20 protein-coding genes are annotated in these 17,754 nt (G+C 57.5%); 8 read left to right on the top strand and 12 right to left on the bottom strand.

Annotation, left to right across the window (positions count from 1 at the left end):
* Window positions 1-173: 173 nt before the first annotated feature.
* The 3 genes from C1N62_RS17230 to C1N62_RS17220 all read right to left on the bottom strand — a co-directional run bounded on the left by C1N62_RS17230 (window position 174) and on the right by C1N62_RS17220 (window position 3,137).
* A complete protein-coding gene (locus C1N62_RS17230) occupies window positions 174-884 on the bottom strand; it encodes a hypothetical protein (protein WP_137764771.1) in 711 nt (236 codons plus the stop codon).
* Complete coding sequence (locus tag C1N62_RS17225) at window positions 884-2,104, bottom strand: site-specific integrase (RefSeq protein ID WP_105630449.1); 1,221 nt, start codon at window positions 2,102-2,104, stop codon at window positions 884-886. Before C1N62_RS17225 ends, C1N62_RS17230 begins: the two co-directional genes overlap by 1 nt.
* A 169-nt stretch (window positions 2,105-2,273) precedes the next feature.
* The gene (locus tag C1N62_RS17220; RefSeq protein ID WP_137764770.1) at window positions 2,274-3,137 is read right to left on the bottom strand and encodes a YicC/YloC family endoribonuclease; all 864 of its coding nucleotides are present in this window, start codon (window positions 3,135-3,137) and stop codon (window positions 2,274-2,276) included.
* A gap of 126 nt (window positions 3,138-3,263) precedes the next feature.
* Between C1N62_RS17220 and rph the strand changes: the two genes are divergently transcribed.
* On the top strand, window positions 3,264-3,980 hold the full coding sequence (gene rph, locus C1N62_RS17215) for a ribonuclease PH (RefSeq protein WP_137764769.1): 717 nt from the start codon (window positions 3,264-3,266) through the stop codon (window positions 3,978-3,980).
* A gap of 81 nt (window positions 3,981-4,061) precedes the next feature.
* The gene (gene pyrE / locus C1N62_RS17210) at window positions 4,062-4,703 is read left to right on the top strand and encodes an orotate phosphoribosyltransferase (protein WP_137764768.1); all 642 of its coding nucleotides are present in this window, start codon (window positions 4,062-4,064) and stop codon (window positions 4,701-4,703) included.
* 34 nt (window positions 4,704-4,737) lie between these two features.
* On the opposite strand, the gene slmA is transcribed toward pyrE, so the two are convergent.
* The 3 genes from slmA to coaBC all read right to left on the bottom strand — a co-directional run bounded on the left by slmA (window position 4,738) and on the right by coaBC (window position 7,153).
* The gene (gene slmA, locus C1N62_RS17205; RefSeq protein WP_137764767.1) at window positions 4,738-5,331 is read right to left on the bottom strand and encodes a nucleoid occlusion factor SlmA; all 594 of its coding nucleotides are present in this window, start codon (window positions 5,329-5,331) and stop codon (window positions 4,738-4,740) included.
* 165 nt (window positions 5,332-5,496) lie between these two features.
* Window positions 5,497-5,955, bottom strand: a complete 459-nt coding sequence (gene dut / locus C1N62_RS17200; protein WP_168195876.1) for a dUTP diphosphatase — start codon at window positions 5,953-5,955, stop codon at window positions 5,497-5,499.
* Window positions 5,924-7,153 (bottom strand): bifunctional phosphopantothenoylcysteine decarboxylase/phosphopantothenate--cysteine ligase CoaBC, encoded by a 1,230-nt coding sequence (gene coaBC, locus C1N62_RS17195; RefSeq protein ID WP_206057758.1) that lies wholly within the window; start codon window positions 7,151-7,153, stop codon window positions 5,924-5,926. The genes dut and coaBC overlap by 32 nt, the downstream gene beginning before the upstream one ends.
* A gap of 188 nt (window positions 7,154-7,341) precedes the next feature.
* Here coaBC and radC point away from each other — a divergent pair, with 188 nt between their 5' ends.
* The 4 genes from radC to mutM all read left to right on the top strand — a co-directional run bounded on the left by radC (window position 7,342) and on the right by mutM (window position 9,609).
* On the top strand, window positions 7,342-8,007 hold the full coding sequence (radC, locus tag C1N62_RS17190; protein WP_137764766.1) for a DNA repair protein RadC: 666 nt from the start codon (window positions 7,342-7,344) through the stop codon (window positions 8,005-8,007).
* Window positions 8,008-8,269: 262 nt separating this feature from the next.
* Complete coding sequence (gene rpmB / locus C1N62_RS17185) at window positions 8,270-8,506, top strand: 50S ribosomal protein L28 (protein ID WP_137764765.1); 237 nt, start codon at window positions 8,270-8,272, stop codon at window positions 8,504-8,506.
* Between the two features lie 11 nt (window positions 8,507-8,517).
* Window positions 8,518-8,685, top strand: a complete 168-nt coding sequence (rpmG, locus tag C1N62_RS17180; RefSeq protein ID WP_004392084.1) for a 50S ribosomal protein L33 — start codon at window positions 8,518-8,520, stop codon at window positions 8,683-8,685.
* 114 nt (window positions 8,686-8,799) lie between these two features.
* A complete protein-coding gene (gene mutM / locus C1N62_RS17175) occupies window positions 8,800-9,609 on the top strand; it encodes a bifunctional DNA-formamidopyrimidine glycosylase/DNA-(apurinic or apyrimidinic site) lyase (protein WP_137764764.1) in 810 nt (269 codons plus the stop codon).
* Here the strand turns inward: mutM and coaD are convergent, their stop codons facing one another.
* Genes coaD through waaA form a run of 3 tightly spaced genes read right to left on the bottom strand, consistent with a single transcriptional unit; the run spans window position 9,610 to window position 12,145 of the window.
* Window positions 9,610-10,089 (bottom strand): pantetheine-phosphate adenylyltransferase, encoded by a 480-nt coding sequence (gene coaD, locus C1N62_RS17170; RefSeq protein ID WP_137764763.1) that lies wholly within the window; start codon window positions 10,087-10,089, stop codon window positions 9,610-9,612.
* A gap of 2 nt (window positions 10,090-10,091) precedes the next feature.
* On the bottom strand, window positions 10,092-10,868 hold the full coding sequence (locus C1N62_RS17165) for a glycosyltransferase family 2 protein (protein ID WP_137764762.1): 777 nt from the start codon (window positions 10,866-10,868) through the stop codon (window positions 10,092-10,094).
* Window positions 10,868-12,145, bottom strand: coding sequence for a lipid IV(A) 3-deoxy-D-manno-octulosonic acid transferase (waaA, locus tag C1N62_RS17160; protein ID WP_137764761.1), 1,278 nt, complete (start codon window positions 12,143-12,145; stop codon window positions 10,868-10,870). The genes C1N62_RS17165 and waaA overlap by 1 nt, the downstream gene beginning before the upstream one ends.
* 122 nt (window positions 12,146-12,267) lie before the next feature.
* Here waaA and C1N62_RS17155 point away from each other — a divergent pair, with 122 nt between their 5' ends.
* Window positions 12,268-13,284, top strand: a complete 1,017-nt coding sequence (locus C1N62_RS17155; RefSeq protein WP_137764760.1) for a glycosyltransferase family 9 protein — start codon at window positions 12,268-12,270, stop codon at window positions 13,282-13,284.
* A 30-nt stretch (window positions 13,285-13,314) separates the two neighbouring features.
* On the opposite strand, the gene C1N62_RS17150 is transcribed toward C1N62_RS17155, so the two are convergent.
* The 3 genes from C1N62_RS17150 to rfaQ are packed head-to-tail and all read right to left on the bottom strand — an operon-like array spanning window position 13,315 to window position 16,617.
* Window positions 13,315-14,415, bottom strand: a complete 1,101-nt coding sequence (locus C1N62_RS17150; protein WP_137764759.1) for a glycosyltransferase — start codon at window positions 14,413-14,415, stop codon at window positions 13,315-13,317.
* 1 nt (window position 14,416) lies between these two features.
* Entirely contained in the window at window positions 14,417-15,544 is a 1,128-nt protein-coding gene (locus tag C1N62_RS17145; RefSeq protein ID WP_137764758.1) for a glycosyltransferase family 4 protein, read from the bottom strand.
* Window positions 15,541-16,617, bottom strand: a complete 1,077-nt coding sequence (rfaQ, locus tag C1N62_RS17140; protein WP_137764757.1) for a putative lipopolysaccharide heptosyltransferase III — start codon at window positions 16,615-16,617, stop codon at window positions 15,541-15,543. The genes C1N62_RS17145 and rfaQ overlap by 4 nt, the downstream gene beginning before the upstream one ends.
* Window positions 16,618-16,784: 167 nt before the next feature.
* On the opposite strand from rfaQ, the gene C1N62_RS17135 reads away from it, so the two are divergent.
* Window positions 16,785-17,753 carry a polysaccharide deacetylase family protein gene (locus C1N62_RS17135; protein ID WP_137764756.1) on the top strand — a complete coding sequence of 323 codons (969 nt, stop codon included), beginning with the start codon at window positions 16,785-16,787 and terminating at the stop codon, window positions 17,751-17,753.
* Window position 17,754: the final 1 nt, after the last annotated feature.

Here is a 17,754-nt window from a genome sequence, read left to right as displayed (position 1 = left end):
CCCCTCATTGCCCCTCATTGCCCCTCATTGCCCTTTATATACTCATAGGTTCAACATTAATGGCTAATATTGGCAACTGAAAGGCAAATGTAGGCAATACAAAGGTATTGTTTGGCACATTTCGATACCGGACATGATGTCAAGGCATCCTGAAGCCAGGCGCTAAAGCATCATTACTCGTCATAGAGTGAGGTAAGCGACGCCCGCAACTTGTCGTAAAAAGAAGATTTACCCATCCCCTTTTGGCTTATGCCGTTTGATTCTGCATAGTCGCTTAATAGCTTGTGCAAAGGCTCAATGCTTGGATAACCGGCTTTATTAATCCACTTCGTCGATCCACTGGCCGATTTCTCCATAGCAAGATTGATCGCGAGCAAACCTATAATCTTATGAAGCGATGCATTTTCCTCATTTTTTTTATGGGCGCCACGCTTATCCTGAGCATTTTCTTTAGCGATTAGAAGCGCTTTCTCTCCACCACACTGGAAAACGAGTGCTTCTCCATATCTCTTATATATTTGACTTAGAGATTGAATGCATCTTTCTACCAGAACAGCTGGAGTTACATCTTCCTCAAGGAGGATAAAACACGATGAGAAAAGGATCGTTGCCTCTATGGGGCAATTGGTTGCGATAGGTTTTGGGTAAAATAGATCCAATTCCTTTTGCTTTCCTTGCGATTTAAGGAAGGCGTATAAATTCCTGTTAACCCTAATAAGATAATCACAATAGGCCCCAATGATGCGGGTTTTATCTTCCGGTAAATCATCGTTTCTGATGTTAGGATCAACATTAGCTAATGCCCTTGCTAACTCCTTTATTTCAATTTGAGGGTAGTGAGTTAGCCTTTCAATGGCGCTACCCTTTGAGAAACTAAAATGCATTATACTGCCGCCTCTATTTTAGCCAGAAAATCAGCCATTTTATCTAACGCCAATTTTCTTTCATTAAAGTAATTATGTCGGTTGTAAATACCTTCAACGCCTTTGATACGATGGTTAAGACAACGCTCTGCCACCACTGGGTCGATACCTAAAAAGGCCAGATGTGTTCTGGCGGTTCGCCTGAAGTCGTGGATAGTAAAGCCTTCAACTCCCTCCATATGCGGTTTAAGCTTTGCCAGCGCTACGGGAAGGGTGCTCTCTGCAATATGAGGTATCATCCTGTTCTGCATCTTTCTTGCAGGGAGAACCCATTCACTGCCTAAAGAGAGTTGCTTTAGCTCATTCAGCCAAACCAAAGATAATTTAGGGAGAGGAATATCCAAATTATCGCCATTTTTAGTATTTTTTAAATACCAGATGCCTTCTTCAAGATTAAAATCTTCCCATTTGGCCGAACACAGTTCCATTTTCCTACAGCAAAGAAGTAAAAGTAATTTAAAAGTTATTTCATTTTGTCGGCTAAAGCCTTTAGCTATTTTCATCGCGCGGAAAAGTAGCGTAATCTCTTCTTCTGAAAGAAAACGGTCCCTGGATTTTTCCTGGCCACCTGCATCATTGTTATCAAAGGCTGCTGCTGGGTTAACACTCAAATAGTGACGTTTTATGCCATAGTTAAATATGCGCTTTATCCAACGTAAAACATCATTAGCGATAGTTGGCGCGCCTCGTTGAACGATGCTCTGTAACATCATATCAATATCCCCGGGCTTAACGTCTTCTACCTTTATGTTGCCTATGTGAGGATTAATGTCTTTTTCAATGCGTCTGCGAAGAATATCGGGGTGTTTCCAGCGTCCAACAATTTGTTTCTCATAGTACTCAAGCGCAAGGTCAGAAACACGACGAGCATTCTTCTCTTTCTCGATTTTGGCAAGCGTAGAGGCTTTACGCTCCTGCTTCTCTCCGGCAACGTCATAGCCTAAAGCTACCCTTGCCGATAGCTCTCTGGCCCGTTCGCGCGCTTTCGCTAAGGACAGATCCCCATACGAACCGATCCACATCGCGCGTGCTTTGCCTCCGTAGCTGTAGCGAAAGCGCCACTTGGGTATTGAAAACTCCTTGCGGTAGCACAGGTACAATCCGTTTCCGTCAGAACGTCCTTCAAAGCGTTCTTGAGACCTGAGCCAGGCTTTTATCTGTATGTCTGATAGCTTTCCCATTCTACCTGCTTGTACCAAACCGATAACGGTTAAAGGGGTAATTGGTACACCAGATGGTACAGTAAAAGCGGGAGATTTTGCGAGAAGTGATGATTCTTGATGAGACAATAAAACCCGTAAGCTACGGGTTTTATTGTCATTATGAAGTCATATGAAAACTGATGAGAAGTTACTCGATATTCTGTATCTGCTCACGCATCTGCTCGATCAGCACTTTCAGCTCGATGGCGGAGGTGGTGACGTCGGCATTGATCGATTTTGATGCCAGGGTGTTCGACTCGCGGTTGAACTCCTGCATCATGAAGTCGAGGCGGCGGCCTACCGCTTCCTCTTTCTTCAGGATTTTATGCGTCTCTTTCACGTGCGCTTCCAGGCGGTCCAGCTCTTCCGCCACGTCCACGCGCTGTGCCATCAGCACCAGCTCCTGCTCCAGACGGTTGTTTTCCAGTTGGACTTCCGCCTCTTCCAGTTTGCTGACCAGACGCTCGCGCTGCCATTGCAGGATGTTGGGCATCTGGGCGCGCACTTTGGTTACTTCGGCGCTGACGCCGTTCAGGCGCTGCTCAATCAGGGTCTTCAGCGCGGCACCTTCGCTCTCGCGGGCGGCGATGAAATCATCCAGTGCGCCGTCCAGTGCTTTCAGCAGTTCAGCGCTGATGGCATCGAGATCCTGCTCCTCAGCAGACATCACGCCCGGCCAGCGCAGGATATCCATCGGGTTGATCTCGCCCTCGTCACTCTGCATCTTGACCCAGTTGGCGGCTTCCACCAGCTGTTTGGCCAGTTTCTCGTTCAGCACCATGCTGCTCTGGGCGCTGGGGTCCAGCTCAAAGCGCAGGTTGCATTCGATTTTGCCGCGGGTCAGGCGTGCGCGGATACGTTCCCGGATGACAGGCTCCAGCCCGCGGAACTGCTCCGGCAGGCGGATGTAGGTCTCCAGATAGCGCTGATTCACGGAACGAAGTTCCCAGGCGGCGCTGCCCCAGTTACCCTTGGTCTCACGCCGGGCGTAGGCGGTCATGCTGCGGATCATATGTGCGTCCCCATAAATGTAAAGATGGGGGGATTATAGCCGTGGCCCATCGCTCATGATAGGCATTACCTCGCGAAGCCCGTATAATGCGCAGCCAACTAAGATTTGCTAGCCGGAGATCAATCCATGCGTCCAGCAGGCCGTAATGCACAACAGGTGCGCCCCGTCACCCTTACCCGCCACTACACAAAACATGCCGAAGGTTCGGTACTGGTGGAGTTTGGTGAGACCAAAGTGCTGTGCACTGCCACTGTCGAAGAGGGCGTGCCGCGCTTCCTGAAGGGTCAGGGCCAGGGTTGGATCACCGCCGAATATGGCATGTTGCCGCGCTCTACCCATACCCGTAACCCGCGTGAAGCGGCCAAGGGCAAGCAGGGCGGCCGTACGCTGGAGATCCAGCGCCTGATCGCCCGCTCCCTGCGCGCGGCGGTCGATTTGAAAAAACTGGGTGAGTTCACCATCACCCTGGACTGCGACGTGTTGCAGGCCGATGGCGGCACCCGCACCGCGTCCATTACCGGTGCCTGCGTGGCGCTGGCCGACGCGCTGAATGCGCTGGTGGCCGCAGGCAAGCTGAAAGCCAACCCGATGAAGGGCATGGTTGCCGCGGTGTCTGTGGGTATCGTGAAGGGTGAGGCGCTCTGTGACCTGGAGTACGTGGAAGACTCCGCCGCAGAAACCGACATGAACGTCGTGATGACGGAAGATGGCCGCATGATCGAGGTGCAGGGCACCGCCGAGGGCGAGCCGTTCAGCCATGAGGAGCTGCTCTCCCTGCTGGCGCTGGCGCGCGGAGGGATCGAAACCATTTTCGAGGCGCAGAAAGCGGCGTTGGGACAATAAATTTTTTAAGGCGACGATAAGTCGCCTTTTTTATGGGCCGATGGCCGGTACATGTGATCAGGAATTAACGAGGAGAGATCGATGAAAGCCTACCAGCGCAAGTTTATTGAGTTCGCGCTTAACAAGCAGGTATTGAAGTTCGGCGAATTTACCCTGAAATCGGGCCGCACCAGCCCCTACTTCTTTAACGCCGGCCTGTTCAATACCGGGCGCGATTTGGCGCTGTTGGGGCGTTTCTATGCGGAGGCGCTGGTGGACTCCGGCATCGAGTTCGATCTGCTGTTCGGCCCGGCCTATAAAGGCATCCCGATTGCCACCACCACGGCGATCGCGCTGTCAGAGCACCATGAGCGCGACGTGCCTTACTGCTTCAACCGCAAAGAGGCCAAGGATCATGGCGAAGGCGGTTCGCTGGTGGGCAGCCCGTTGCAGGGCCGGGTGATGCTGGTGGACGATGTGATCACCGCTGGCACCGCCATCCGTGAGTCGATGGAGATCATCAGCGCCCAGGGTGCCTCACTGGCAGGTGTACTCATCTCCCTCGACCGTCAGGAGCGTGGCCGCGCCGAACTCTCCGCCATTCAGGAAGTGGAGCGCGACTACCAGTGCCACGTCATCTCCATCATTACCCTGCAAGATCTGGTCACCTATCTGGAAGAGAAGCCGGAAATGGCTGACCACCTGGCCGCGGTGCGTGCCTATCGCCAACAGTACGGCGTATAACGGCGGCAAATAAAAAGGGCCATCAGGCCCTTTTTTATTGCAGCTGGCTGGCAATCAGCGGCCAGCGGGTCTCGAAATCCTGCGTCGGACGGTAACGGAACTCCGAACGGACATAGCGGGAGAGCATCCCCTCGCAAAGCGCCAGAATCTGGCTCACCAACAGCGCCTCATCACTACTGAAGGCCGTGCCCTCGCGCAATTTGCGCTCGCGCAGCACCTGACGCAGCTGGGTCTCAATGCGCTCAAACAGCTGGTTGATTCGTCCCTGCAACCGATCCTGCTCAAACATCAGCGCGTGGCCAGTCATGATGCGGGTCAATCCTGGGTTACGTTCAGCAAAACCCAAAATTAAGAGCAAAATCAGACGAAGCCGATTAAATGTCTCTTTCTCATCCTGCAAAATGAGGTTGATGCGGCTCATCAGGGTATCTTCGATGAACTCGATCAAGCTATCGAACATTTTGGTTTTGCTGGGAAAGTGCCGGTAAAGCGCGGCTTCTGACACGCCGACAGTCGCGGCCAGCTTGGCGGTGGTGATGCGCTGGCTGCCATCGCTCGACTCCAGCATGTGGGCCAGTGCCTGCAATATCTCTTCGCGCCGGTTCCTTTTACTCTCTCTTGCTGCCATATCCTGATAGACCCTTGCTAACAACGGCGTAATAAACGAAAACCCACACCCGCGCCGGCTGGTGGGAAAAACCAGCGGCTTCGTAAAAACGACGGGTGCGAGTGGAGAAGTGTTTAGGTAAGGATCTGTGCAATATCGCGGTCGCCCGCGATGTTGAACAGGTTCTTATTGGCGTCCTGAATGTCCGAAACCGCCTTCGCCCCGCACACTGCTGTCAAACGACTCAACCAGATTGAACTCCGCCTGAACCACCGGCACAAACACCATCTGCGCCACGCGCTCGCCCGGCTCAATGGTGAAGGCGGTCTGGCTGCGGTTCCATACCGATACCATCAACTGGCCCTGATAGTCAGAATCAATCAGGCCCACCAGATTGCCCAGCACCACGCCATGCTTATGGCCAAGGCCGGAGCGCGGCAGGATAACCGCTGCCAGCGAGGCATCAGCGATATGGATCGCCAGCCCGGTCGGCAACAGGGTGGTCTGGCCCGGTGCCAGCTCAATCGGGGCATCCAGACAGGCGCGCAGATCCAGGCCGGCAGAGCCGGAGGTCGCGTAGGCGGGCAGGGGGAACACGTCGCCAATGCGCGGATCAAGAATCTTTACGTCGATTTTTTTCATCATAACGGCTGACAATCTCGTCTAGTAAACGTTGGCCAAGGAGTGCCTTGTCGCTGTGCGGAAGACGCGTCTCCCCGTGCGGCCAGAAGAGGTGCAAGGCATTGGTATCGCTGTTGAAACCATGCCCGGCAAGTGAAACATCATTAGCGCAAATGAGGTCGAGATTTTTGCGGATCAATTTTTGCCGCGCGTATTCTTCCACATTCTGGGTTTCGGCAGCAAATCCGACGACAAAGGGCCGCTGCTCCGCCATCGCGGCCACGCCAGCCACGATATCCGGGTTCTTCACCATCTTGAGGGTCAGTTCGTCGCCAGACTGTTTCTTGATCTTCTCCGGCTCAATGTGCGCGGCCCGGTAATCCGCCACGGCGGCGCAGCCAATGAAAATCTGCTGGGTGGCGGCGCGCGCCATCACGGCCTGCTCCATCTCCAGCGCGCTGGTGACATCAATGCGTGTCACACCGGCGGGTGTCGGCAGCGTGACCGGGCCAGAGACCAGTGTCACCTGTGCGCCGCGCGCCGCCGCCGCTGCCGCAATGGCGAAGCCCATTTTGCCCGAGCTGTGGTTAGTGATGAAACGGACGGGATCCAGCGCCTCGTGGGTTGGCCCGGCAGTGATCATTACCTTCAGGTGTTGCAGATCCTTGACAGCGCTAAAGTGCTGCACGGCGCGCTCGACGATCTCCAGCGGATCCAGCATCCGGCCCGGCCCCACGTCGCCGCACGCCTGACTGCCGCTGTCTGGCCCCCACAGCATTACGCCGCGTCCGGCCAGCGTCGCCAGGTTGGCCTGCGTGGCTGCGGCACGGTACATCTGCTGGTTCATCGCGGGCGCGGCGGCCAGCGGGGCCGGCGTCGCCAGACAGACGGTGGTCAGCAGGTCATTGGCCATGCCGGCGGCCACGCGGGCCAGCAAATCGGCCGTGGCCGGTGCCATGATCACCAAATCGGCCCACTTGCCCAGCTCAATATGCCCCATCGCCGCCTCGGCAGCGGGATCGAGCAGATCGTCAGAGACCGGGTAGCCTGAGACTGCCTGCAGGCTCAGCGGGGTGATGAACGCCTTGGCCCCCTCGGTCAGTACTACCCGCACCTCTGCCCCACGGTCACGCAAGCGGCGCACCAGTTCAGGGGATTTATAGGCCGCGATGCCGCCGCTGACGCCAAGCACAATATGTTTACCGGAGAGTCCAGCCATCATGATTGTCCGATTTCTAGCCATTCGAGCGCGCATTTTAGCATAACCGCCGCGCAGAACCGCTATGCCAGCGATGCCGCGGGCGGCAAAGTAAAAGTCTGGGAAGCCCTTCCCAAAACCGGCGCGATGCCGTCGCTTTTCCTTGCGCCATCGCTATGATGGCCGCCGGAACACGCCAGAGGGAGAGGGCAATGGTATGGGGCGAGGGGCTGCGGCCGCGGGAGAAGCTGCTGAAATATGGCGCTGAGATGCTGACAGACAACGAGTTGTTGATGATTTTTCTGCGGACGGGTTGCCGTGGGATGCCTGTCGCGGCGCTGGCGCAGCAGCTGCTGGATAAGTTTGGCTCACTGGCGGCACTGCTGGGGGCAGATTACCGTTCGCTGGCTGCCTGTGCGGGCATTGGCGAGGCCAAATATACCCAGCTCAGCGCCATTTTAGAACTGGCGCGCCGTGGTTCCATTCACCATCTGGTGCGTGAGGATGCGCTGCGGTCGCCCAAGGTGGTCAGGGAGTACCTGCAAAATTTGCTGAATGGCCGCGAGCGGGAAATTTTTCTTGTTCTGTTTCTCGACAATCAACACCGGCTGATTCGCCATGAGGAGATGTTTGCTGGTACTATTGACAATGTCGAAGTCCATCCACGGGAAATTGTGCGCGAGGCGATGAAGGCGAATGCAGCCGCATTAATCCTTGCTCATAATCATCCGTCGGGTAAGGCTGAACCCAGCCAGGCCGACAGAATAATAACCGAACAGGTGATAAAAGCCTGCCAATTGCTGGAAATCCGCGTGCTGGACCATCTGGTAATCGGCAACGGCGAATCGGTCTCTTTTGCCGAGCGCGGGTGGATTTGAGGGCATTTTTTCGCGATCCTTCGGGATCTTTAGCTGTTCGGGACTTGAGCACATACGCTTCAGAGCGTATACTACGCCACCTTTGAGAATCTTGGGTTTGGCGTTAAGAGCCTATCTCAGCAGGTTTCGAACCTGATGAGGGTTTTTACACCTGATGATGACGAGTCTTCCCGGTGAAATTTGCTGAGATGGGCTCTAAAGCCTGACGAGGCGGCCAAATCCTATACGAAGCTCGAGCTGATTTGATTTTTGGAGAATAGACATGTCCCGAGTCTGCCAAGTTACTGGCAAGCGCCCGGTGAGCGGTAACAACCGTTCCCACGCAATGAACGCGACCAAACGCCGTTTTCTGCCGAACCTGCACTCTCACCGTTTTTGGGTTGAGGGCGAGAAGCGCTTTGTAACTCTGCGTGTATCTGCTAAAGGTATGCGTGTAATTGATAAGAAGGGTATCGAAGCGGTTTTGGCCGATCTGCGTGCCCGCGGTGAGAAGTATTAAGGAACTGAATCATGGCTAAAGGTGTTCGCGAGAAGATCAAGCTGGTTTCTTCTGCTGGTACTGGTCACTTCTATACCACCACGAAGAACAAGCGTACTAAGCCGGAAAAACTGGAACTGAAGAAATTCGATCCAGTTGTCCGTCAACACGTGATCTACAAAGAAGCTAAAATTAAATAATTTTAGTGGATTAATGAAAAACCCGGCTTTGGCCGGGTTTTTTGTTTTTATGAGGCCGCCACGGGCAGCGCCTGTGAGGGCGGCGCTTATCAGTTCAGTAAAAAGGGAGAGTCCATGCCTGAATTACCTGAAGTTGAAACCAGCCGCCGTGGTATTGAACCCTACCTGGCCGGCCACACCATTCTCCATGCCGTGGTACGCAACGGCCGCCTGCGCTGGCCGGTCTCCGACGAGATCCAGGCCCTCAGCGACCAACCGGTGCTCAGCGTGCAGCGCCGTGCCAAATACCTGCTGATTGAGCTGACGCGCGGCTGGATTATCGTCCACCTCGGCATGTCTGGCAGCCTGCGCGTGTTGCCGGAAGAGAGCGAGCCGGGCAAGCATGACCATGTCGATCTGGTGATGGATAGCGGCCACGTGCTGCGTTACACCGACCCACGCCGTTTTGGCGCCTGGCTATGGTGCGAAGATCTGGCGACCAGCAATGTGCTTGCCCACCTCGGGCCAGAGCCGCTGGACGATGCCTTCTCTACCGATTACCTGTTTGAAAAATCACGCAATAAGCGTACGTTGGTCAAACCCTGGCTGATGGACAATAAACTGGTGGTGGGCGTGGGGAATATCTATGCCAGCGAGTCGTTGTTTATGGCAGGCATTGCGCCAGACCGCGCGGCAGGTTCCCTGACGCATAGCGAAGCGGCGTTGCTGGTGACCACCATTAAGGCGGTGTTGCAGCGGTCGATTGAGCAAGGTGGCACCACGCTGCGTGACTTCCTGCAAAGCGACGGCAAGCCGGGCTATTTTGCTCAGGAGTTGCAGGTCTATGGCCGCGCCGGGGAGCCGTGCCGGGTGTGCGGCGGGCTGATTGAGTCTGCCCGCCACGGCCAGCGCAGCACCTTCTTCTGCCCGCGCTGCCAGCGTTAGTCAGGCGAGCTTCTGCGCCAAGGCATCGGCGATCGGCGCGGTCACGAATGGCGTAATGTCGCCGCCGTGGCGCGCCACCTCTTTGACCAGCGAGGAAGAGAGGAATGACCACTGCTCAGAGGGCATCAGGAAAACGCTCTCCAGCGTCGGCATCAAATGGCGGTTCATGGCCGCCAGTTGCTTCTCATACTCGAAATCGGTTACCGCCCGCAGGCCCCGGATCAGAATGGTGGCCTGCTGCTCATTGGCGAAGTGCGCCATCAGATTACTGAAACCGATCACCTCAACCTTTGGCAGGTGGGCCGTGGCCTGCTTCGCCAGCGCCACGCGCTCCTCCAGCGAGAAGAGCGGCTTTTTGCTGGGGTTGGCGGCAATCGCCAGCACCACCTGATCAAACATCAACGACGCACGGGCCAGCAGATCGAGGTGGCCGTTGGTCAGCGGATCAAAAGTACCGGGATAAATCGCTTTGGTGCTCATGGTCACTCGCCTGTTGGTTGGGTATGGTGCAGCGCCCAGAGGGTCGCATACTTATTGAAGGTATATTGTGCGTTGACCACCGCCAGCAGGAAACCCTGTTTCCCATCCAAAAAGCCAGCGCGCAGCAGCCAGGTCTTGCAGAAGGCGCCGGCCGTATGGCTCAGGATGGAGAAGAAACCGCAGCGCTTCCCTTGGCTGTAACGTTGTTGCGCCCAGTCGCGGGCGTAGCCGAGCTGCTTCTGCTGGAAGGTATAGAGGTCACGGCAGGTCAGGTGCAGTAGATCGCCCGGCAGCGCCACGATGCGTGCGCCCTGCGTCTCCAGCGACTCATGCACCAGATGATCGTTGTACTGGTAGCGGCGCGCCTCGTAGAGGCGGTTGACGCGATCGGGATACCAGCCGCTGTGGCGCATAAAGCGGCCGAGGAACAGATTACGGCGGCCAAGGCTGTAGACCGTGTTCTCCTGCGGCGCGTGCAGCACCTGTTCAATGGCCTGCCGCAGTGGCGCACTAACGCGCTCATCCGCATCGATCATCAGGATGTAGTCGCCGGTGGCGTAGGACTGCGCGCGCTGGCGCTGCTTGCCAAAGCCTTCCCACGTCTCGTGCTGGTAGACTTTGGCTCCCGCCTGCCGCGCGATGTCAGCGGTGGCATCGTGGCTGCCAGCGTCAAGCAGGACAATCTCATCGGCCCACGCCACGGAGCGCAGGCACTCCGGCAGCAGTTCGGCCTCATTTTTGGCAATCAGCACGACGGAGAGGCGTTTTCTGGCGCTCATCAATGGCTCCGTGGCGGCAGGTAAGGCTCAAGCAGTTGCAGCACCCGGTGCAGCGCGCCTTGGTTCTGGTGCAGCACTTCCACCGCATGGCGGCCGTAGTAGAGGCGGTAATCCTCATCGGTCAGCAGGGTGGTGATCTCTTTGACCAGTGAGTTGGCATCGGAGACGGTGATCAGGCCATCGGCCGAACTCAGTTTGTTGCAGATGTCTGTGAAGTTGAAGGTGTGCGGCCCCATCAACACCGGAATGGCGTGCGCCGCTGCTTCCAGTGGGTTATGGCCACCGCGCTCCACCAGACTGCCGCCCACGAACGCCAGATCGGCAATGCCGTAGAGCAGCATCAGCTCGCCCATGGTGTCGCCGATCACCACTTGGGTATCGACGTTCGGGATTTCGCCGCTACTACGCGAGGTAAAGGGCATACCGGCTTTCTGGGTCAACTCTTTCGCGGTGTCAAAACGCTCTGGGTGGCGCGGCACCAGAATCAGCAACAGGTTGGGGAACTGGGTGAGCAGTTGACGGTGAGCCTGCAACAGCACGCTCTCCTCGCCCTCATGGGTGCTGGTGGCGATCCACACCGGGCGGTGCGGCGCCCACTGGCGGCGCAGGGAGACGGCGCGTGCGGCCAGCTCCGGCGTCACGGAGATATCAAACTTCAAACTGCCGGTAACGGCCAGTTGGGAGCGTTTTAGCCCCAGTTCGATAAAGCGCTCGCCATCCTCTTGGTTCTGCGCGGCAATCAGGGTGATGCGGCGCAGCAACGTCTTCATAAAGCCGCCAATCTTCTGGTAGCCAGCGGCCGAACGCGCGGAGAGGCGGGCATTGGCGATCACCAGCGGGATCTCGCGCTGGTGCAGGGCGTTAATCAAGTTGGGCCACAACTCGGTCTCCATCACAATCACCAGCTTGGGGCTGACGCTGTTCAGGAAGCGGTTGACCGCGCCGGGCAGATCGTAGGGCAGGTAGACGTGGTGCACATCCTTGCCAAAGGCAGATTGCACACGTTCGGAACCTGTCGGGGTCATGGTGGTCACAGTTATCGGCAGCGAGGGATAACGATGGCGCAGGGCGCGTACCAGCGGAATGGCCGCCAGTGTCTCACCGACGGAGACGGAGTGCAGCATGATGCCGCCGGGTACCACTTTCCCCTCGCAGAAGCCATAGCGTTCTGCCCAGCGTTTACGGTAGGCCGGCGCTTTGCGGCTGCGCAACAGCAGGCGGATCCAGATGAGCGGTTGGATGAGGTAGAGTAATACCTGATATAAACGCAGCAACATTCTTTCAAATTCATTTATATGGGGTAGCGCGAATAGTATCATACCTGCCGACGAAAGGCGCTATCTCGCGCGAAACGGCACTGTTCTGGGGCAGGCGAAAACTTTTCGCCCACGGGGTTACAATGAAAAATATATTGATTATCAGGCGTGATAATATCGGCGACCTGGTGTGCACCACACCATTAATTGAGGGAGTGAAAACTACCTATCCACACGCCAATACCTATTTGCTGATCAATTCCGTCAGCAAGGATGTGGTAAAAAACAATCCTCATGTCGATCATCTGTTTATCTATAAAAAGGCCAAACACCGCGATAAAAACCAGACGGCGCTGGGCGTATATCTTGAGCGCTTTGCGATTATCATGAAATTGCGCCGGGTTAAGTTTGATGCGGTGATCCTGGCCAACCCCACCCCCTGTAAATATAGCCTGCAACTGGCACGGATGGTCGGCGCGAAAAATATCATCGGTGCGGATTTGGGGCGCAAGGAAATACGCCGACCGTTTCGCAATACGGATTTCAGCGGCAAACATCAGGTTGAGCATACGTTCAGCTACCTGAAAGCGCTCAGTGACACGCCGCCGCCGATTCCGGCGGTCAAGGTCTACCCCACCGCCGAAGAGCGCAGCCTGGCGGCGCAGCGCAAAACGGCCCTGTTGCCTGCGGCTGAAACGATTTATGGCGTGCATATCAGTAGCCGTAGCCCAAAACGGCGCTGGCCGGTGGAGCACTATGCGGAGATCATTAACCGCCTGCTGCAACAGCCGAATGCAGGCGTCCTGATATTCTGGTCGCCGCAGGGCACCCTGTCGCCTGATGATATTGGCGATCAGTCGCGTGCCGATCAGCTCATTCAGCGCTGTGACTCTGACCGCGTAGCGCTCTACCCTACGGCGTCAGTACGGGAATTAATTGGCGGCTTTGAGCTGTGTGATTTAATTCTTTGTAGCGATGGTGGGCAAATGCATCTGGCCTCCGCGCTGGGGAAAAAAACCGTGGTCTTCTTCGGCGATACCAATAAAGAGCGCTGGCACCCTTGGTCTGGGCAATACCATATTCTTCAGGGGGAGTCAGGAGAGTGCAAGGATATTGGCGTGGAAGAGGTTTGGCAGGCGATTAAGTCGGTTAACGGTTGAAAGCAGGGCGGGGAAACCCGCCCTCTCTATTTACTCATTGGCCAGTGATAAATAGCGCTGGCAGATAGCCCGGATACCATATTTTTGCAGCGCCTCCTCGCGGATAGGGAGCGGCTGTAAAAAGCCCTCGCGCATCTTCTCCGCCAGTGAATGCTCATTCACCTCTGCCAGCCCGCGCGCCATGCCGGTGCTCTCCAAAATCTCATGCGGGCCGCCTGGGCAGTCGGTGCTGACCACGGGTGTGCCGCAGATCAGCGACTCCACCAACACATTGCCGAAGCCCTCATTGTCAGAGCTGAGCACCAGCAAAGCGGCGTGCTTGATCAGCGGGAAAGGGTTGGCCTGAAAGCCCATAAACACCACGCGATCGGCGATGCCAAGGGCGTCGGCCAGCGCTTTGAGCGCTGCCGTGCGCGCCTCGCTGCCGGTGCCTACCAGCATCAGCGGAGCCTGAAGGCCCGAGAGGGCATACGCCTTCATCAGCCGATCATGGCGCTTCTGCTCGTGGAAGCGCCCGACGTGCACCAGATAGGGCTTGCCCGCCCACTCGCACGGCGCAGCGGCCAGCTGGCGGATGGCATCAATATCAAACGGGTTATTGATCACCTTGCTCGCCTTGAGCGTTAGCCCCAGCTTTGTCACCAGATCATCGGCGACAGCCTGTGAAACAGAGATCATATTTTGGCGATGGTAAACCTGTGCAATTTTCCGCTGCTTTAGCCAGCGATCCAGCCCGGTGCGGTGGCCGAGATAGGTGTTGGAGAGCACGCCGTGGACGCAGAACCAGAGGCGATCGGGGCGCAGCTCGCGGCTGCGGCGTGCGATGCGGTCGGTTTTATGCAGGTTGGAGATGGCGAGGTCGAAGCGGCCACGCTGCTTCTCCGCCGCCCGGATGGCGCGATCGAGCATCGCGGCGCGGCGTGACAGCTCGGTCAGCTTACGCCACGGTGCGCGGCTGTGGTCAGCCAGCACCTGATAGTGAACATTCGCCGGCAGGGCATAGTCACAGACATCGCGCAGGGAGAAGACCGTCACTTCGTGGCCCATCTGCTGCATCCCTTCGGCCAGCGTCAGTACCACTTTTTCAGCCCCGCCGCCGGCGAGGCCATCAATCATCATCAGTACGCGCATCTCAGTCCAGGAGCCTCGTGTAGAGTGAAATCAGTTGGGATGACAGGGCGGCCGGGGTGGCGGGCAGTATCTGTTGCCGTGCCGCCGCGCCCATCTCAGACCCCAGCGCGCTGGCGGGCAGGGCGCGGATCGCCGTGCGCAGTGCTGGCACATCCAGCGCGTCGCAGACAAAGCCATTCTCCCCTTGGCGGATAAACTCCGCGCCGCCGCAGGTGGTGCTGGTGATCACCGGCAGGCCGCAGGCCATCGCCTCAAGAATGACGTTCGGGAAGGGATCGTAGAGCGTTGGCAGCAGCAACGCATCCGCCGCCTGATAGAAGGGCAACGTCTGCTGTTGCACGCCAAGGAAGCGCAGGCGGTGCAGGCAGCCGAGGGATTGCGCCAGCGCCTGATAGCGTTTCTCATCCTTATCCTTGCCGACCACCAGCAGGTAGCTGTCAGTGCCAGCCAGCGCCTCAATGGCGGCCGCCAGCCCTTTGCGCTCAAAGCCGGAGCCGACGAAGATCAAACAGTGCGCGGTCGCTGGGATCGCGAGTTTCTGCCGCAACGCCAGCCGGGCTGCCTCTTCTGCTGGTACGAACCGCTGGCTGTCGATGGCGTTGTAGATCACGGTAATCTTCTCCGGCGGCACGCCGAAGTCCGCCACGATCTCTTGCTTAATCATCTCGGCGTTGCAGATCACCGCCTTTAGCTCTGGCGCGGCGTACATGGCGCGCTCTGCCGCCATCACGTAACGGTGGTAGCGATCCGCGAACAGCAGCTTGCCACGCCAGGCGGGCAGCAGGCGGGCGCGTTGCTGCAACCAACGGTGGTGCACGCCGTCACCGGCGCGGTAGATGTCACAACCAGCAATGCGCTCATGGCTCTGCACCAGATCAAACTTTTCCTGTTGCCACAGGGCGCGGGCGGCCTCGGCGAAGCCACGCTCGCGGCTGATGCGCCCCCACTTGCGCGGGTTACAGAGGTGGATATGCCACTCCGGGCGCGTCTCACCTTGCCACTCGCGGGTGATCACGTTCAAATCGAGGTTCTGGTTCTCCAGCGCCTCCAGGGCGCGGGCGACAAAACGTTCTGCACCGCCATCCGGGCGGTATTTTTGGCGTACGATCGCCAAACGAAAAGAGGTCATAGCAGTTCCCGCGCGGTGTGGATCACCACGTCTGTCGGAATAAGGTTCAGGTAGCGCTCATCGGTACGGGTATCGATCGCGTCCGGGTCGGGCAGCGTACCGTAATCGCCGGCCCAAATCACCTTGCCCTTGGCTTGCCACGGCCGCCAGAAGGTCAGTTTGGAGGGGCCGAACAGGGCGATGCAGGGGGTGCCAAGCGCCGCGGCCATATGCATCGGCACCGAGTCGACGCCGATAAACAGCATTGCCCGGTCAATCAGCGCCGCCAGCTGCGGCAGTGTCAGGCGGCCGGAAAGCGAGACAATGCCGGGCGCCGGGCAGAGCGCCAGGATCTGCGCCACCATCTTCTGCTCTTTGGCATCTGGCCCCGAGGTCAGCACGATGCGGTGACCATCGGCCTGAAGCGCGCGCAGCGTCTCGGCCATCTTCTCCTCACTCCAGCACTTGAAGAACCAGCGTGAGGTGGGCTGCACCACGATGTACCTCTCTCCCACCTGTTGCTCGGCCAGCAGGCGGCCCACTGTCGCCGCATCCTCCGGCGTGTAGCCCATCGTCACCTGCGTGTTGAGCGGCGCGATGGCCAGCGGCGCGAGGATGGAGAGGTTCTGCTCCACCGTGTGCATCGTCCGGTGGCCCTCAGTGGACGCCAGCACGTTGTGGCAAGCGCGCCAGAGTGGATGGCGGCGCTTCGGGAAGTCGAAGCCCACCCGCAACGGTGCCCCACTCAGGCGGGCGATCACCGCGCTGCGCCACTGATCCGCCAGGTTGATCACCAGATCATAGCGCCGCGCGCGGATCTGGCGGATCAGGCCGGCCTCTTTCAGCATGTGTCGGCGCGCGCCCAGCTTTTTCCACTGCCGGTCAATGCTCACTATCGCGTGGATGAACGGGTGCGCGGCCAGCATGTCGCGCGTCTCCTGATAGAGCAGGACATCAATCTCCGCCTGCGGGTAGTGGTCATGCAGGGTATTGATGACCGGGGTGGTCAGCAACATATCACCGTGGTGACGGAGCTTAATGATCAGGATGCGCCTGACCGGGGTCTGGGAGAGGAGGAGTGCCGCGTTGTTCATCTTGCGTCGCTAGTGAGGAAGCCAGTGGGTGATTCTAAATCAGCCCCCGCCATGTGGCTACACTTCAAGGTGTTAGCCCGGCTGTCAGCCGGATTTTCATTGCCATTTGCTCTAGATTGCTGGCCTGCGTAACATGGACACATCTGTATTCACCTAGCTGATTGATTATGACCAAACCTGCATTTCTCATCACCATCGACACCGAAGGCGACAACCTGTGGCAGAACCACGATCGGATTACCACGGAGAACACCCACTACCTTCCCCGTTTTCAGGCGCTGTGTGAGAAGTACGGCTTCAAGCCGGTGTACCTGACCAACTATGAGATGGCGATGGATGCAGGGTACGTTGAGTTTGCCCGTGATGTGATTGCGCGTGGTCAGGGCGAGGTGGGGATGCACCTGCACGCCTGGAACAACCCGCCCATCGTGGCACTGACCGAGGATGACTGGCGGCACAAGCCCTACCTGATTGAGTACCCGGCCGACCAGATCCGCGCCAAGGTCGATCATATGACCAAATTGCTTGAGGATAGTTTCCAGACCAAGATGCGCAGCCACCGCGCTGGCCGCTGGGCATTCAATGAGTTGTATGCCTCGCTGCTGCTGGAGTATGGCTATCAGGTGGACTGCTCGGTCACGCCGCGCGTCAACTGGCGCTTCTCCCCCGGCGACCCGGCCGGGCAGGGTGGCAGCGACTATCGCCACTTCCCGACCTCTGCCTATTTTATTGATCCGCAGGATATCTCCCGCCCCGGCCGCTCCACGCTGCTCGAGGTGCCGATGAGCATCCAGTACAAGCACTCCGGGGTGATGAACCGCCTTAAACAGGGGTATGACGCCCTGCGCGGCAAGCAGCGTTCGCCGTCAGTGCATTGGCTGCGCCCCTCTGGCGGCAATTTGGCCACGATGAAAGCCGTAGCGGAACGCTCGCTGGCTGAAGGGAATGATTACGTGGAGTTTATGCTGCACTCCTCTGAATTTATGCCGGGCGGCAGCCCGACCTTCAAAAACGACGAAGAGATTGAGGGGCTGTACCGCGATCTGGAGGCGTTGTTTAGCTGGCTGAGTGAACGCACTCAGGGCATGACGCTGGCGGAGTATTACGACGCCACCTTGGGTAAGGTGCGGAACTGAT

The organism is Nissabacter sp. SGAir0207 (assembly GCF_005491205.1).
Lineage (GTDB): Bacteria > Pseudomonadota > Gammaproteobacteria > Enterobacterales > Enterobacteriaceae > Chimaeribacter.
The sequence above is the reverse complement of the archived record's forward strand: the minus strand, read 5'-3'. Positions and strand labels throughout refer to the sequence as shown.